We start from the raw sequence: 16,206 nt of genomic DNA, 5'->3' as shown, positions 1-16,206 counted from the left end.
TGTGTTGTAGTGATAGTAAGTAATAACTTAGTTTGACTATTATATGTTCTAGTACCATGATTTACAAAAATAGTGTTTTCAACATTATGAAAAAAATTATAACAAAGAGTCAACTAACGTCCCAATTATTTCTTCGAATCCAACGTCTTAATTCTTCTGGAGGCACTTGTCTAATAGGTATGTCTCCCCAACCAGGTTTTTTACCTCCACCTAATGAAATCGTGAATAATCTTTCAGAATATTTTGATTCTAAGATATAATGTATTTCAGATAGGTATTCTATAACCAACTTTTTTGAGAATTTACGGTTTTCCATGATTTTAATAATTTTTTTTCGGGTTTTATCACGTAAATTCATTCTTAAAGGTTCAATTTCATCAATTAATTTTTTGTATTTTTCCATGTCGAGAATTCTTCCCATTCCATTCTCGGTAATAGTAATTTTATCAATTTCATTTTCAATTTTTAAAATATTTTTTTGTAATTGACTTAATTTGTGATCCTTTTTCCAATAATTTGATGACATCCCATCTAATGCAATTTGTAAAAACTCCTCAATTTTTTCAGATTTGTTTTTTTGTAACCATCTTTTAATATTTTTTGCATTAGATAGTAATTCTTTTTGTCTTGCTATGACACGATTTGTATGATTTGTAAACCAAGTTAATACCTCTTGATCTATTCTCAAATTTTGTTGAAAATCATATTCCTGATGGCTTTTTAATAGTAAAGTATAGAACCACATGGTAATTTCTTCTTGAAAGAAATTTCCTTCTTTCCAATCAAAATGCTCTGGAAAGAAGTGGAAGCTTGAATTCTCAGGATATAGATCTTCAATAATAGTCGAATTCATGAAAGGTTCATCGTATTCAATTTGATCTTGTTCATAATATCCCTCTTTGGCAAATTTTATTAGATAATCTGCTCCGTCAGGAAATTTGTTTTTTATAAATTCCCATTTTCCAAAAATTAACGGGAGAAAAATAGAATAATTTTTTGCAAGATTTTCAAGAAAAATCATATTATCGGTGATAAATTGTTTTTGCACTTCGTCAAATCTGTCTCTGCCAATTTTTTCCATATTGTTAACTAATGAAAAATCATCTTGTGCAAAAACACGAATTGCTAAAAAAATCCCATAGTAAGATAATTCATATTTTTTAGAAGGCTTACTAGTCAATACTTTTTCCGCAACGTGGAGAATATTGTGAGGGAGTAATCCTTTGACTTTGCCATCTTTTGAACCTTCAATAATTCTTGAGTAAATTTTATGTCTAGTTAATTTTCTTTTTTTCTCTTGAGGAAATCCATCTTTTTCTACAATTTCAGAAATTGTAGATGGGCCGTGTTCTGCTAAAATCTTAACAATTGTTAACAAGTATTTTTGATGACTATTTCTCCAATTAAATTTTTGAAAATTTTTCCTAATTTTGATTAATTCTAATGCTGAAGGTTGATATTTTTCTTTGAAAAATTCTAGACCGTACCATTTATACAATCTTGCAAATATCATTTCACACCTTAAGTGTGAAATTCTTCATATATTTTTTCACGTATTTTTTTTATGGATAACACAAATTTGATGCTGGTATTAGTGATTGTAGGTATTTGTGTTAGTAGCATTTTGTCACTTCCAGGATTTCTTTTAGATTTGATCAAGTTAGAATTAATTTTCAACGAACAAATCTCTGATTGGCAAAATTTTCTTGTAAGATTTCTATGTATTTTTTACAGAATTTGTTCGTAAAATTGCAATATTTAATGGAATATTATAATGCAAATTTGAAGGCATATTTGTAAAATAGTTCGTAAGATCAACTCAATTTTATAAAATTCAGAAAAATTTAGTTATGAAAAACAGATTAATAAACTTCAAAATGAGTCTAAAATCACTATTTAGAAACACAAAGTGAATCTTTAGTGACAGATCATTATTGAATATTAAAAAAACCTTAATTGAAATTTTTCAAAATAACTACACTGTAAATGGAATTTATTTTAAATGAACATGTATTGGGATTAGACATGTATCTAAACAATTTTGAACATGTAAGGAGAATAAATGATTTTTTAAAAAGAGAAATGCGGTTAAAATTATTCTTTATATGAATATAATCCGTGTCCGATACGAATAACATGTTTTGATGTTTGTAATTTATTGACAACAGAATTCATGGGAGTTTTACTATGAATTTTTTTAATTTTTAATACTTTTTCTGTTATGTCTTTAACCCTCATAGGTTTACCAGATTGTTTCAAAATACGTACAACGATACCGTGAATAGAATCATTTGCATCACTCATTCTCACACCAACAATTTTTAGATTTTTAGATTTTTTCATAAATTATCCCCAATGATCCAAATGCAATCCCCAATTACTCCATCCTTTTACTTTTTCCCGTGCAAATAATTCAATTCGTTTGTGATGTGGAAACATTGCCTCAATTGCTACCATGACTTCTTTGGGTTTCTCACTATGTTTTCCTCTTGGCACTCTGATTAGTTGACGAATGTTTCTGGCACCTCTAGGTGTTGGGATTCTGCCATGTTTGAATACAAGACATAACTCACAATTAGAAAGTGTGTATTTGCCAGGGTTATGCACCATTTTATCCCAAATAAAAGCAACAGTTCTATACTCAAAACCCCATGCTTTTCCTAATTCAATGGATTGTGCTAAATGAGGATTTGTAGTCCACATAAATAATAAAGAATCATCTTTTGCAATTTTTTGAATAGGGATCTCTTTCATTTTTTCTGTTTTTAAAGTTGGATACTTGAATCCCGAAGTACTTATGAATAGATTTTTTGATGTGTCGAGATTTTCTTTATCTTTGCTGCTTTTATCAAATTGTAATTTTCCATTATAATCCCAAGGTGGGTCTGCATAAATTATATCAAATTTGGTTTTTGGTAATGCTGGATAAAATTTTTCTTCTGGTAAATGACTACGTATGGTACGCTTTTTGACAGTTTTTTTGTAAATAGAATAACCCGTTGGTTTTTCGGTTATCTCCTGTGTCATATAATTTTGAATTAAAATTCATAATATATTAGAGCATGGTAATTTCTACAATTTCTCAAAAAATAGCGATCTGGATAAATTTAAAACCATAAATGCTCTTATTTTTAATAAAAATTGCATGTTAGGAATTTTTCATTTAAAAAAATTCAAGTTTGAGTTTAAAGACGAAATATTTTATTCTTTTGATAAAAATTTTATTCCTCATTTATTGGGAAAACGAGGAAATCAAACTGCAATTAACACTGCTGGTTCTACATGGAAAAAAGAAATTCAAAGGTATCTTAATCAACGTCAAGCAGAAAATAGATCACAAAATCCGAAGTGGACTGAATTATTCAATTTTTTACAAGGACATCTTACTACAGAATCTGCATTATTTTTACCACACAAAGATAAAATAATTAAAGAAGACATCAAAGAAATTTTTCAATCTACAAATCGTAAAGATAAAGAAAGACTAGGGGAATTTTTACGATTTAGAGAGATTTTACGTTATAATTTAATATTTTTTAAAAAAGAGTCCAAATTTAGGCATAAAATATTGCCTATGATTTTTGATGAAAATAATGATTTTCGAAGAGATGTTAGTCCACAATACCTGTACATCCTACTATCATTGTATGTTGCCAGAAAATATTCTATTTTTAGTAATTACAAATACAAAGAATTTGCAAATAAATTAAAAATTGGTAGAGATACATATAACAAAAAATTCTTGGATGGATTAAAATCATCTCAAAGTATACACAATCTTACTGCATTATGCTATACACAATATTTCTGGTTTGATTATAGATTATCTCAATCCGAACATAGCGAAATCCATAAAATTCTCTTCAATATGTTTAATGAGCTTAATCTTCCATCATGAATATAGATTAATTCTTTCTTGAATTGGTTTTGATTTTTTTATAAAATCATTTTTCCATTTAGTATATTCTTTATTATTTTTAAACCAGTTCACATGTTCTTGTTTGGAACTTTTCAATAATTTTTCAGCATTACACAATTCAATATTGATTTTAGGGATGATTGAATAATCTTCTAACGGAAAAGATTCCCAGTATTTCAATGATTGCAAGAATTTTTTACTTATTTCAAATTCACTATCAAATGATCTTTTATCAAAAATTTCAATTACTTTATCTGATTTTTGTTTAATTAGTGAAGAAAGTTCAAAGATGGAGTTTGAAATCAGAGATAATTTTTCCTCAATGACTTGCAAAATTCTCAAATCTATACTACCATTTACAAGTAAATTTACAATATAGATCTTGTCTTTTTCTTGACCAACTCTATCAATTCTTCCAATTCTTTGTTCCATCCGCATTGGATTCCAATGCAAATCATAATTCATTACAGCACTACAAAACTGAACATCTAATCCCTCAGATCCCACGGGTGTCATAATTAGAATCGATTTTTCTGATTCTCGAAAATTATTGATAATTTTTTGCCTTTCTAAGAGAGGTGTTTCTCCAGTCATTACAAAAGTAGTCCATCTATTAACAAACTCTTTTTCAATTGCATTAACGGTTTCAGAAAATTCGCAAAAAATCACCCATTTTTCATTCTTTATTTCATCCATAATTTTACTTGCAGCAGAAATTTTTGGATCTTGTTCAATCAATTCTTCTTTAATTCCAACAGATTTACTAAATGCTTGAGAACTACTTGCGGCCAATCTATAATATGTGACTTTTTCAAAAAAAGAGTCTCTTGTTGTCGGAATTTTTGAGATGATGTTTTTGATTTTTCTGATATATTCTTGTGGATACTCTATTTCGGCTGTTTTGACAATTCTTTTTGCAAAGTGAATACCAAGATGTTCTTTTGTAAATCGTGTTACTAATGAATTAGTTATCATTGATTTATTTTGATCCCAGAGATCATCAATTAGAATTGAAACTGCTTCTCTGCTATTAAATGGGAATAAAATGCTTAATTCGGAGATAAAATCATCAATCGAGTTATTGATTGGTGTTGCACTTAGTCCAACTCGATATTCTGCATGTAAAGAAATCTTTCTGGCATTTCTATATCCAAGTGTTTCATCATTTCTAAAATTATGTATCTCATCAAAAACAATCACGCTTACTTGAGTTTTCTCGCCAAACTTAATTTTATTCAAAATGGACGAAGGCATAATGTAGACTGTGGGTCTTTTTTTACTTCTGATAGTTTGAAGTTCATTTTCCATTGTGGCAAGTTCTTCAATATTAGTGACAACAATTCCCTTAAGATCAAATTTTGATTCAAGTTCTTCTTTCCATTTTATCAGTAAAGATGGAGGACATACAACAATACCTGATTGATTAAGTTTAGAAATAAGAAATAAAAGTATGTAACCAGCTGAAATTGTTTTTCCAACACCCACCCCATCACTAATAAGAATTCCATTTAGGTTGTTATGTAGTAATTTCATTAAAGGAACCAATTGATATGGGGCTGGCCTAAGAAAAGATTCTAATTTCATCCCACCATTCATCATCAGGAATTAAACCTGCTTTAATTCGATATTCTTTCATTCCAATTTTATGTTTTATGATTAGATCTGTAATGAAATTTGAATCATAACAGAAAATTGTGAATTTTGAAGAGTCAACTGCATCAATAGTTCTTTTGGTAAATCCGTTAGTGCTAATTACCATACCATGCTTTTTCTTGGAAGTCTTTATGGTTCCTATGAAATCACGCATATCACTTGGACCCATTTCGCCCTTTAGATGCTTTAACTGACCAACAATTTCAACCCATTTTCCAAATTCATCATGAGAGATTGAACCATCTCTATCTATGTATAGCACAGCTGTAAAATCAGTACCTTCATCATCTGAGGCTTTTGGATTTAATCTAAAATCTTTGATCCACTCTATTTTTGAATCACTTAGTACATTTTCAATTAATACCACTGATTGTGGCTGAGTCAAGTTTTTGATTTTATCATTAATTTGTTCATTAAGATACTCATTGTACAATTTTGAAACTATGCCAATTTCAGACCATGTTGGCATAACTACTATCTCAAATTCTTCTCTAAATTTATGATATTTCATAGCAAACATGACCTCTTCTTTTTCTTCATTTTTCCAATCAGCTTTTATCAAAAGAGGTTTGATTTGCAATTGTTTTTGAAGCTGAGTGACAAATTCTTCATATTTTGATACGATTATGGATTTTCCTTTTTTGTTCACATCCTCAAGTGAAAGTAAAACTTTTTGGTATTTACGTAATTTATGATCTACATCTTCGTCTGAAAGAATTTTTGACACAAAAGTTTTGAGTTCCAATTCATTTTGTAGATTCAATAATGGATTTAGAACCCAAGTAGACTCGTTTAATTTGATTCATAATGGCGGTTTCTTTTTTGAGTTTTTCAAGATCATCGTCATCTATATTGTTAATTCCTTTAGCCACATCTTTTAATTTTTTGATCCAAGGCATCAAATCATTAATGGACGTACCATGATATTCATCTAGTGCATCTTCAATTGTCATTCGATCATTTTTTAAGAATTTTTGTAGAATAATTTCATTTTGTGCAAATTTATTAAAATCATACAAACCTCCTTTTAATGATACAGAACGAATTCTTGTTTCACCATGTTTATTTGGCGTAATTAATTTAAAGAATTTTTCTTTTTCTTTTAAAGTTCCAAAGAATCTGTCTCTAACATATGCACTAGCTCTTTGAAAATACAAATATTTTCTAGGATCTTCTATTCCTTGCACTTTATCTTTTTTGATAAATTTGGTGAAATCGACATAGTGTTTATAGTTCTCCAATTCCTTATTTACTGAACCTACTGAACTTCGCATCATTTTTGCTACTTCCTCAGTTGTATAACGATCTGTGTGAACAAGCTTGTAAATTGCCGAGGCCTCATTAAATGGCCCCCATTTTTTCTTACCTGTTTGTAGAATCACTCTCTGAGCATCTATGAATCTAGGATCCGTATTTTTTGGATAAATATGACATTTGACCTTGTCATATGAGATATTGCTATTAGGCGGATCAACTTTATCCCTTACTAATCCTCTTAGCACAACTAATCTTCTACTGCCCTCAAGTACTTCATACTTGCCATTACCTTTTTCAAATATCCATATTGGCTCACGTACACCTGAAGCTTTAATCGATGGCAAAATATCTGAAATATCTTCATCCTCAATAATTTCCTGAAGCATTTCATCTGTCCACTTCTTTTTTCCCGTTTGAATTAATTTTTCATGATACCTAGGGTTTTCTAGATCCAATGTAATGTCTTTGATTGGAATAGTTTTTTCAAAATAATCTTCAGATGTTTTCTTTACCATAAATATTCATAAAATTATGATTATTTAAGAATCCCCATCAAATCTTAATTAAGAGATTCATAGAATCACAATATGAAATCAATTCTAAAAGAAATTCCTGTAGAAGCTATTCAGTTAGATGATGAGAACCCAAGATTAAGATTTTCAAAAATTGAACGTGGTATTAAAAACTGGACTCAGGAAAACATGATGGAAGAGATTCAAGATTCTCCAGTTTTTAACAGACTTTTCGATTCCATTCATGAATATGGTGTAATTGATCCTATTTGGGTTTATGATTTAGCAAATGGATCCTATCAGGTGATTGAAGGAAATATGAGAGTAACCGTTTTACGTGAATTAATTAAGAAAAAAATTCCGTCATCTGGTGGAATAAACTACAAATCAGTACGTGCTCATGTTGTTCCAAATAGTACAAGTCAAGTTGATCTTGAAGTTCAAAAGGCAATTTTACAAACAGGTAAAACTCCATGGGGTGCATTTAATGAAGCAGCTCATATCTACAATTTATTCTGGAAAAATAAGATAAGTATTGAGGACATTGCAAGCATGTTAGGAAAATCACGAAGTTATATAGACAACGAAATAGATAATTTCAAATTTTATCTAGAATTTATTGAATATGGTAAGAAAAAAGGAGATTATGAAGTAGACCCTAAGAAATATTCTTTTTTCAAAGATGCACCAGGAACAATAAAACAAAAATTTTTTAAATCTCCAGTTTCAAGAAAAAATTATTTTGAGTTAATTACGCCAAATAAAAATGGTATAACAAGAATTCCAAGTGTTTCATTAAAAGGAGGATTAAGAACTTTTGGAAAAATTGTAGAAGATGATGCTATTTTGAAAAAATTTCTAAACGACGCAAGAATGACTGTGGATGATGCATTTCTAGAATTCACTGAAAAAAATTATTTAAGCAAATTGCCTTGGATTAAAAAAATTCCAAGTGTTTCAAAAAGCATGAATAAATTAAACAAATTTGAAAGAAAAAAAATATTTGAAAATCCTGAATCAAAGAAAACATTAACTGATCTTTATAAAGAATTAAAGAAGTTTTTTAAATAAATGAAATAGAATATTTTTTCAAAAGAGATATGTTAAATTTGTTTATTTTCATACCTTAATGCTATTGCCATAGTAAATATTTTCATTAAATTATTCTTAATTTGAATACAATTGCTTGCATGTTTTATCTTAAATTTATTTGTGTTTCATAAATAGGGTATCATATTATAATCATTGTCTAAAAACAAATCTGTTTTATCTTGCCTGTTCTAAACTTTGTAGTAAATTATTTAATTCTCTAGTTGGAGCGTATTCAAAGTTACAAGGTTCTATGTGTTTTTCAGTTATTACTACACACCACCCTTCAGAATCTAAGAATCCTTCGAAAAATGAATTAGATTCTATTGGCGGATCCCATCCCTTATAGTAAATCTCTGTTAGTTTTCTTCCACAAAGTGGGCATTTACTAAAATCAGGTAAAATTTCTTTTTCCAGTTTGCTATATGACAAGTCACCAAACCAGGTTGTTGCACGAGTTCTATGTCTTATTCCACAATGTGATAACAGATAGTAGAACGTAGCAAAGACAGATTTTCTAACTCCCAAATATTTTACAAACCAACCATTTTGATGATAGGCATCAACTAGAGAACCTTTAGGAATAAAACCAAAACCCACTACGTGAAAATGAGGAGAAAAATACCAACATCGTATTTTCTTGTTGAAACGAAATGGATGAAAAATTATACTTCCTCCTCTAATCTTAATTTCATTTAGAATCTTTCTTGCTTTTTGTTTCATTTGTTTGTAATCTAGTTCGTAGTCCCAATTAGATACCGAAAGGACGATATGTATTGGTGAGATGTTTTCTTTTTTTGAATATCTTTCAATCTTTCTAGTGGCTACATTTGATTGTCTTCCTATCCATTTCTCCCAGCATGTTTTACAAGCTGGTCGGAAACATGAAAGTTGATAGCGTCTTATGAATATTTTACCGTCATGTGTTTGATGATCTTCTGAATGTATACATCCCTTGTGGTTCCATTGTGCACACCAATAATGAGGTTCTTTTGTTGCTGGAAGTCTCCAACCATTATGCTCTGCTGTTTCCCAATTTGTCAACAAGTGATAATCATCAAGTTCCCAGTCATTGTATAGTTCATCATCATTATCAAAATTGTTGGCATACGGTTCACTTTGCTCAATGGCATGATCATTATGATATGGAAAGTTTTGTTGAAACGTTGGTTTTGTGTCACATGTTTTATCTTTCAAGATAATCCAAAATTCCTTTTTTGATAACTGGTTTGGTTATTTTTGGGAAATCCAGTTGATTGCCCCAGGCAGTCCATCCTTTTGCAGTTTCTCTTGCAAACAACTCTAGATATTTTTCATTAGGGTACATCTTTTCAATCCAATGTCTTGTAATGTCTGGTTTTTGAGAATGGGTGTTAGTTCTTGGTGCCCTAAGTATTCCGAGAGGTCTGTTTTTTGGTAGAGGTATACCTGGTTTTCCTTTGGTTGCAATGAGTATTGTCTCACAAGTCGCAACAACATAATGGCCTGTTCCTTGCTGTGAAATGCCTTCTTTTTCTTTGGACCAGACTATGCCCGTTTTGTAAGAAAATCCCCAGGCATGAATTATGCGTAATGCGTCTTCTAGCTTAGGAAATGGTGCCCAGAAGAAGATTATTGCATCAGTTGCAAACAAGTCAGTTATGGGTCTGCCGTGTTGGTCTTTGAGTTTGATAATTTCTTCTTCTGACAGAGTAGGATAGTTTGGTGCTCCTTCTCCCTCAAAATCATATTTGTAAGGCACATCACACAATATTATTTTGAATTTACCCTCAGGCAAAGATATGGGGTTTGTATGAATTTGTTCTAATTTTATTAGGCGTTCAGCAGATGCTGCAGTCTTTTTACCAGAAGCAACATCACGTTTTAGTTCATCTGTCCCATCATCTAATATTCGCTTCAATCGTGCAACAGTTCGTGAACTTAGACCTGTTTTTTTAGATACTATCTCACAGGTATTTCCAGTGTGCATGCCATTTGGCACAGATTTTTGAAATCCTTTCTCGCCTTTCTTGGGAAGAGTGGATTTTTGACGTTCTTTAGCAATTTTTCCTTCAATTTCAATCTCTCGTAAAGCAAGCTCCACTTTTTGAATAGCACTAAGATGTCGTCTGTTGCTATTTACTTGAACTGCAAATTTCATAGCAACAAGCCAGTTATCAAATTGTTTGTATTCTATTATTGGTTCTATCTTTAATTGTTTACAAGTTTCATAGCGTGAATGACCATCAATTATGAAATCTTTACTTGAAACAGGATCTTTCCAAACAATAATTGGATTGTGTTGTCCGTTAGCCTCTATTGATTTTTTCAGTGCAGCAAAATCTTCTTTTGTTGGTTCAGGAACTAGTGCAAACAGTTCAGGATTAACATGTAAATCCACCAATCAACTCATCTCCGTAGAAATTAAGGGGATTTTATTTACGATGAATTTTTTAAAATAATCTAGTTTACTGCATTCTTTGCAAACACGATAGGTTTTATTCTCATCTCCGACACTAAAAGTGATCAAGTATACAAATTCATGATTACTAGAACAAACATAGGTTGGCTCAACTACCATTTTAATTCACCTTGTTCATATCCTGTTTCTACGAGTTTTTTGTAAATGTAAGATCTTGGCAAATCTCCTCGTTTTTTCTCTATTTTGTCATAAAGCTCTTTTGGGATAGTGATGCCGACAAACTTGCTTTTTTTCATGAGCATGGGTTTGAAGTTTTATTAAATAAGTTATATTACTAAAATAGTCTACTATTAAAAGTCCTCATATAGGAAATTGGTAAATTTATGCCTGTATTTGGGCATAATCTATATTAATATAATTGATTTAATAGTATACTATTGAATATATTTTTTGATCAGTATAAGAGATTCATCGAAAGAATTGGAATTCAATATCCAGAACCCACTAGTACTGCATTCAGAGAAAGAAAATTTGATAAGGTAAAATGGTCAAAACCCGAGCATAGGAATTTTTTTACTATAATCAAGATTCTTGCAGAAAGAGGACCATCAACAATTAATGAGATTGTAGAATCTGATGGATTATCTCAACAATTCAAACCCAAAAATAGTAGATACATAACATATCGTCGAATTATAGTGGGCGATAAAAAAACAAATGTTACAGGATTGATAGAAAAAGGAGCTGTTACTCCAAGCAAGGCAGAAGACAAACTTCATAAAAAATATGAATTATCCCACAATGGAATTTTATATGCAATCAAGTTGTTTATGGATCTTGAGATTGTATATTCTGGAAATTATAAAAATATGTTGGAAATGGATTCAAATGTTAAATGGTATGACTATAGTAAACAAAAAGAATTTCCAACTACAATAATGGATATTGTTGCAAAAAATTACTCTCATAGATTACCCCTAATTTTTGGGAAATGGGATTACTTGAAAAATAATCCCAGAGTAAATGTGTATAATTTGTATGATCTAACAATAATTAAACCTGATTCCAAAATGTTATTGAGTGATTCAATATCTGGCAATACCAAGTATAGTATTACATTTAATACATTTGATGGAGACATAACACTTGGATTCTACACTAGACAAATTGAAAGTGCTTACTATTCTATACAACATTTTGTAAAAGCAATAGATGATGAGGATATCAAAGATTTTCTTGATAAGATGTTTTATTCTTATGAAAGATTACATCGTCAAAATTACTACTTTAGTCAAGCACATTATTTTCTATACAAAGGGCAAAAAGAAAAGGCAGTAAAATACATGATTAAAGGTGTAGAATCCAATGACATGTTGTCTAAACAGGAAAAAGAGAAATTTAAGAAAAAGAGTCTAGATAGATTAGACTATCTTGGAATTACTCTATGCAAATAGTGTGAGTTAATTGTTATTTTCCATGCGTTGCTTGTCTGCCCAAAGTTCGTCTAATTTTACCTTTATAGCTTCTAGCTCTGCATTCTTCTTTTCCAGTTCAGATTTCTCTTGTCTTAACTTTATGTTTTCTAGTTTGGCTCTTTCCTCATCAGATATGGTTAGAAAAGGAATGGCTTTTTCATATTCTGGGAATCGTTCAAAATCTTCTTCCTGATATCTCTCATAATGTCTTTCTAGACCTATTTTGTGACCCATCATGTCCTCTTTGTCCAAAAAATCAACTTTGGCACGTCGTAGATTTGTGTTAAAGAATTTTCTAAAACCATGATCAAGTTTTACCTCATGTCTTCTTTTTCCTGGAGGCAATGGTGGTCTAAGGCCTATCTCTCTAACTACTTTTTCTACTCTTTTTCTTACTCCTTTTTGATTGAGTCTGCGAATCATGGGGAATTTTACTGTCCTGATTAATGGTTCCTCTGGTTTTGGATATTGCCCAATCTCTGATTTCCATTTCTCACGATAAATTTCCAGGGCTTTACATGACTCTGGCGTGATAAATGTCCAGTATTGTTCCGGATCATTTCTATAAACAATCAATGCTGCACCTTTGTAACTTCCATCATTATTTTTGAAAAAGACCAAATCCTTCCAAGTAAAGTAATCCCACGCTTCGAGTCTGAATCCTCCTGAGGAGTACATCAGGATAATCACTTTATCTGTAATGTCTTTTGAAACCTCGAGCATTTTTTGTATTTCTTCTCGTGTGTATGCTCTGTCATTTGATCCTCTTGTGATTCTAGGGTATAGTTTTGTAAGAGATTTCCAGTGAATTGCAATGCGATTAGAATCAAGTAAAACCTTGATTGGCTTGATATGATTTGGGATGGTTTGGGGACTAATTTCACCAGATTCTATTCTTTTTTTGTCTTCTTTGATGTATGCTGCAATAATATTTGCAGCAATCTCAGAATCTTTTCTTGCAACATCTACAAAATATTTTGCAAGTGTTTCTTTTTCTCTATCTGGAGGTACTTCTCCTAATACATCATGGTAAATCTGATTTGGAATTAGTTTGAGAAACGTGTAGAGTAAGTTTCTGTATCGTCTAACAGTTTCCTTATTTTTTACTGAGTCTAAAAACAATTGGTAGGGATCGCTTCTGGTGTTGATCTTTTCTAGGGTAATTTCCATTAGATGATGCCATGATGTGGGTCGTATTTAACACCCATGATGGTAAATGGACCGGATGGGATTTGAACCCACGACCTTTGCGGGAAAAAATTCCTTACGCAGTGTGAGTGCGTCATCCAAACCAAACTAGACGACCGGTCCAACGAATCTACTAAAAGACGAGTTTTTTTGTCTTTAGGTTTTGCCATTATACTGTTATTACCTTGACTTTTTCTACTGATTTTGAGAATAACACTCATGTCCCTTCAAGAATTTGATGCGCTAATTAACAGGATGAAATTGGCATACGACTATGCCGATAATCTAGGACAGTATGTAGAGGCGGCCAAAGTTCTTTATCAGATGAATGATCAATTGCCCGATGATCTTCAATTATACCTGGAGGAACTTGACAATCCAGAATCTGCTAAATCATTTATCATGAAATACAATAACGAATTAAAGTCTGCCATTGTAAGTTATCGACAAAGATTGATGAACTTTTAGTCCTATTTCTTTACGCCCAGATTTCTGTTCTTTAGTCTCAAGTATGGGTTTCTGCATTTTCTACATCGTGATGCGCCAATATCGTTTCTGCATCCACATTTGAAGCAAATTCTCATGACTAGACGTGCTTGCTGTGCAATTCGTTTCTTTTCTGGGTCTGTAATGGGCATTTAATTGACTCCTGAATCCCTCTCTTTTATTTTAATCGGATTTTTCCATTTTTCCTGCTAATAATACTGGTACTTCGGCAGGTCTTTTTGCTACAGGGATGTTTGCCTTGTTAAACATTGAAATCTTGGACTCTGCTGACCCATATGTTCCCATCACTATTGCTCCTGCGTGCCCCATTCTCTTTTCTTTGGGGGCTGCTCTTCCTGCAATGTATGCTACGGTGGGCTTGTTAAATCCACTATCAATGATTCTTTGAGCTAAAATTTCCTCCGAGTCTCCGCCTATTTCCCCAACCACTACCATTCCTTCCAAGTCCGGAATATCTTTTACCATTTCAAAAGCGTCAATCAGTCTTGTTCCATTAATCGGGTCTCCACCAATTCCAATGGTGATTGATTGACCAAACCCTGCATTGGTTAATGCATCTGAAATTTCATAAAGTAAGGTCCCACTTTTTGATAATACTGCAATCTTTCCTGCTTTGAACGGCATTGGTGGCATAATTCCAATTTTGATTAATTCTGGAATCATTATCCCTGGAGTATTTGGCCCTATTACCACTGCTCCTTTTTTATTTGCCAATTCTAGCGTCTCCATTGTGTCTCTTATTGGAACGTGTTCTGGAATTGCAACTAGTAATTTGATTCCTGCTTCCAGAGCTTCTTTGGCGGCTCCCAGAAAGAATTTAGCTGGAACAAAAATAATTGAAATTTTTGCATTTGTTTTATCAACTGCCTCTTGCATTGTGTTGTAAATTGGTACGCTATCATTCCATGCTTGGCCTCCTTTGCCCGGAGTAACTCCTGCTACTACATTTGTTCCATACGCTATCATATTTGCTGCATGTAGTGAACCGTACGATCCTGTAATCCCTTGAACTATCACCCCTTTTTTCTCATAGTCTGGTTCTCCAGGTTTTCCCTTTAGCAATCCAAAAATGTCTGTCATTTCTTTATTCCCATCACTGCAGCATTGATTGCACCTTCAACTGAATCAAATATGTTGGTTCTAGAACCTTGTAACATCTCTTTTGCTTTATCTGATTCAGTTCCCTTTAGTCTTGCAAATACTGGCAAGTCGATTAAATTATCCTCATAAGCTTTTAGAAATGCCTCTGCCACTACTGTTGTTTTTACAATTCCTCCATAGAGGTTCACTAGAATTCCTTTAACCCTGCTTAATTTGCTGATCAAAGTCAATGCTTCATAAACTGACTCTGTAGTCGCACCACCACCAACATCTAAGAAACATGCTGGCTTGCCACCATTGTCTGATAGCATATCTAGTGTGGACATCACTAGTCCTGCACCGTTTCCCACAACTGCAATGTCCCCCTCTAACTCTACTAAAGAAAATCCACTTTTTTCAGCTTGCTCTTCAATTTCCGTCTTCTCTTGATATTTTTGTAATTCTGGGTGTCTAAAGTTACTGTTGTCATCTGTTACAAATTTGCCATCAAGGGCCATGATTGAATCGTCTTGCATGATTGCAAGAGGATTAATTTCTACAAGCTCTGCTTCTTTTTCAATGGTGAGTTTTGATAATTTCTTTAGTGTATCTACAAATTGTTCTGCTGTATTTCCTTGCAATCCTATCTCTTTTGCAACTTCTCTTGCAATCTCGTCTGAAACATCGCCCAACCCGACTTCTTTAATAATTTGGTTTTTTACTGACTCAATCTCCACACCTCCTTCAGATGATGCAATAATTGTGTAGCATCTCTTTGAACGATTCAAAAATAATGATAAATACAACTCTTTTTTGATGTCAGCCATTTTTTCAAGCAAAATCGCTCTTGCTTTTTCTCCCTTTATTGTCAAATCCATTACCTGAGGATATTTTAGTTCAAACTCATCGTCGTTTTGACATTTTTGAATGCCTCCTGCCTTTCCTCTTCCGCCTACTGGCACTTGGATTTTAATTACAAATGGATATCCTAACTCTTTTGCATGTTTTCTGCCTTCTTCTATATTTGTAGATGAAATACTGGGAAGCAAATTGATTCCATATTCTCGAAATAACTCTTTGGCTTGAAATTCTAATAACTGCATGCAAGAATCATGAAATTTACGG

17 protein-coding genes and 1 tRNA gene are annotated in these 16,206 nt (G+C 32.0%); 4 read left to right on the top strand and 14 right to left on the bottom strand.

The genetic code is table 11. The annotated features are described in order from the left end of the window. Nucleotides 1-109: 109 nt before the first annotated feature. From OO712_RS03560 to OO712_RS03550, 3 genes are all read right to left on the bottom strand, one after another. A complete protein-coding gene (locus tag OO712_RS03560; RefSeq protein ID WP_146195979.1) occupies nucleotides 110-1,378 on the bottom strand; it encodes a hypothetical protein in 1,269 nt (422 codons plus the stop codon). 716 nt (nucleotides 1,379-2,094) lie between these two features. Next, entirely contained in the window at nucleotides 2,095-2,343 is a 249-nt protein-coding gene (locus OO712_RS03555; RefSeq protein WP_109876619.1) for an HTH domain-containing protein, read from the bottom strand. A 3-nt stretch (nucleotides 2,344-2,346) separates the two neighbouring features. Next, the gene (locus OO712_RS03550) at nucleotides 2,347-3,027 is read right to left on the bottom strand and encodes an MT-A70 family methyltransferase (protein ID WP_109876620.1); all 681 of its coding nucleotides are present in this window, start codon (nucleotides 3,025-3,027) and stop codon (nucleotides 2,347-2,349) included. Nucleotides 3,028-3,145: 118 nt separating this feature from the next. Here OO712_RS03550 and OO712_RS03545 point away from each other — a divergent pair, with 118 nt between their 5' ends. After that, nucleotides 3,146-3,898, top strand: a complete 753-nt coding sequence (locus tag OO712_RS03545; RefSeq protein WP_109876621.1) for a hypothetical protein — start codon at nucleotides 3,146-3,148, stop codon at nucleotides 3,896-3,898. On the opposite strand, the gene OO712_RS03540 is transcribed toward OO712_RS03545, so the two are convergent. The 3 genes from OO712_RS03540 to OO712_RS03530 are packed head-to-tail and all read right to left on the bottom strand — an operon-like array spanning nucleotide 3,893 to nucleotide 7,344. After that, nucleotides 3,893-5,452, bottom strand: a complete 1,560-nt coding sequence (locus OO712_RS03540; protein ID WP_160049202.1) for a DEAD/DEAH box helicase — start codon at nucleotides 5,450-5,452, stop codon at nucleotides 3,893-3,895. The two genes, OO712_RS03545 and OO712_RS03540, sit on opposite strands and share 6 nt — an antisense overlap. A 28-nt stretch (nucleotides 5,453-5,480) precedes the next feature. Further along, nucleotides 5,481-6,299, bottom strand: a complete 819-nt coding sequence (locus tag OO712_RS03535) for a restriction endonuclease (RefSeq protein ID WP_146195980.1) — start codon at nucleotides 6,297-6,299, stop codon at nucleotides 5,481-5,483. A 19-nt stretch (nucleotides 6,300-6,318) separates the two neighbouring features. Then, complete coding sequence (locus OO712_RS03530) at nucleotides 6,319-7,344, bottom strand: ParB/RepB/Spo0J family partition protein (protein WP_109876624.1); 1,026 nt, start codon at nucleotides 7,342-7,344, stop codon at nucleotides 6,319-6,321. Between the two features lie 72 nt (nucleotides 7,345-7,416). Between OO712_RS03530 and OO712_RS03525 the strand changes: the two genes are divergently transcribed. Beyond that, nucleotides 7,417-8,412 (top strand): ParB/RepB/Spo0J family partition protein, encoded by a 996-nt coding sequence (locus OO712_RS03525; RefSeq protein WP_109876625.1) that lies wholly within the window; start codon nucleotides 7,417-7,419, stop codon nucleotides 8,410-8,412. A 195-nt stretch (nucleotides 8,413-8,607) separates the two neighbouring features. Here OO712_RS03525 and OO712_RS03520 read toward each other — a convergent pair whose 3' ends face one another. From OO712_RS03520 to OO712_RS03510, 3 genes are all read right to left on the bottom strand, one after another. Then, a complete protein-coding gene (locus tag OO712_RS03520) occupies nucleotides 8,608-9,627 on the bottom strand; it encodes a hypothetical protein (protein WP_109876626.1) in 1,020 nt (339 codons plus the stop codon). Then, a complete protein-coding gene (locus OO712_RS03515; protein WP_225866864.1) occupies nucleotides 9,617-10,810 on the bottom strand; it encodes a Spo0J and IME4 domain-containing protein in 1,194 nt (397 codons plus the stop codon). Before OO712_RS03515 ends, OO712_RS03520 begins: the two co-directional genes overlap by 11 nt. Before the next feature lie 173 nt (nucleotides 10,811-10,983). Beyond that, the gene (locus OO712_RS03510; protein WP_160049204.1) at nucleotides 10,984-11,127 is read right to left on the bottom strand and encodes a hypothetical protein; all 144 of its coding nucleotides are present in this window, start codon (nucleotides 11,125-11,127) and stop codon (nucleotides 10,984-10,986) included. Nucleotides 11,128-11,268: 141 nt separating this feature from the next. Here OO712_RS03510 and OO712_RS03505 point away from each other — a divergent pair, with 141 nt between their 5' ends. After that, entirely contained in the window at nucleotides 11,269-12,285 is a 1,017-nt protein-coding gene (locus tag OO712_RS03505; protein ID WP_109876628.1) for a hypothetical protein, read from the top strand. Between the two features lie 6 nt (nucleotides 12,286-12,291). Here OO712_RS03505 and OO712_RS03500 read toward each other — a convergent pair whose 3' ends face one another. Together OO712_RS03500 and OO712_RS03495 are read right to left on the bottom strand one after the other, a co-directional pair. Beyond that, nucleotides 12,292-13,476, bottom strand: a complete 1,185-nt coding sequence (locus tag OO712_RS03500; protein WP_225866839.1) for a site-specific integrase — start codon at nucleotides 13,474-13,476, stop codon at nucleotides 12,292-12,294. A 47-nt stretch (nucleotides 13,477-13,523) separates the two neighbouring features. Beyond that, a tRNA-Val gene (locus OO712_RS03495) sits at nucleotides 13,524-13,617 on the bottom strand. Between the two features lie 96 nt (nucleotides 13,618-13,713). On the opposite strand from OO712_RS03495, the gene OO712_RS03490 reads away from it, so the two are divergent. Then, on the top strand, nucleotides 13,714-13,962 hold the full coding sequence (locus OO712_RS03490) for a hypothetical protein (protein ID WP_109876629.1): 249 nt from the start codon (nucleotides 13,714-13,716) through the stop codon (nucleotides 13,960-13,962). A 2-nt stretch (nucleotides 13,963-13,964) separates the two neighbouring features. Here the strand turns inward: OO712_RS03490 and OO712_RS03485 are convergent, their stop codons facing one another. Genes OO712_RS03485 through OO712_RS03475 form a run of 3 tightly spaced genes read right to left on the bottom strand, consistent with a single transcriptional unit; the run spans nucleotide 13,965 to nucleotide 16,184 of the window. Continuing rightward, nucleotides 13,965-14,132, bottom strand: a complete 168-nt coding sequence (locus tag OO712_RS03485; protein ID WP_008299211.1) for a 50S ribosomal protein L40e — start codon at nucleotides 14,130-14,132, stop codon at nucleotides 13,965-13,967. Between the two features lie 31 nt (nucleotides 14,133-14,163). Continuing rightward, the gene (locus OO712_RS03480) at nucleotides 14,164-15,081 is read right to left on the bottom strand and encodes a succinate--CoA ligase subunit alpha (RefSeq protein WP_109876630.1); all 918 of its coding nucleotides are present in this window, start codon (nucleotides 15,079-15,081) and stop codon (nucleotides 14,164-14,166) included. Further along, complete coding sequence (locus tag OO712_RS03475) at nucleotides 15,078-16,184, bottom strand: succinate--CoA ligase subunit beta (protein WP_109876631.1); 1,107 nt, start codon at nucleotides 16,182-16,184, stop codon at nucleotides 15,078-15,080. The genes OO712_RS03480 and OO712_RS03475 overlap by 4 nt, the downstream gene beginning before the upstream one ends. Between the last annotated feature and the right edge of the window lie 22 nt (nucleotides 16,185-16,206).

Source organism: Nitrosopumilus zosterae, assembly GCF_025998175.1.
GTDB lineage: Archaea > Thermoproteota > Nitrososphaeria > Nitrososphaerales > Nitrosopumilaceae > Nitrosopumilus > Nitrosopumilus zosterae.
This window is presented reverse-complemented; position numbering and strand designations above follow the sequence as displayed.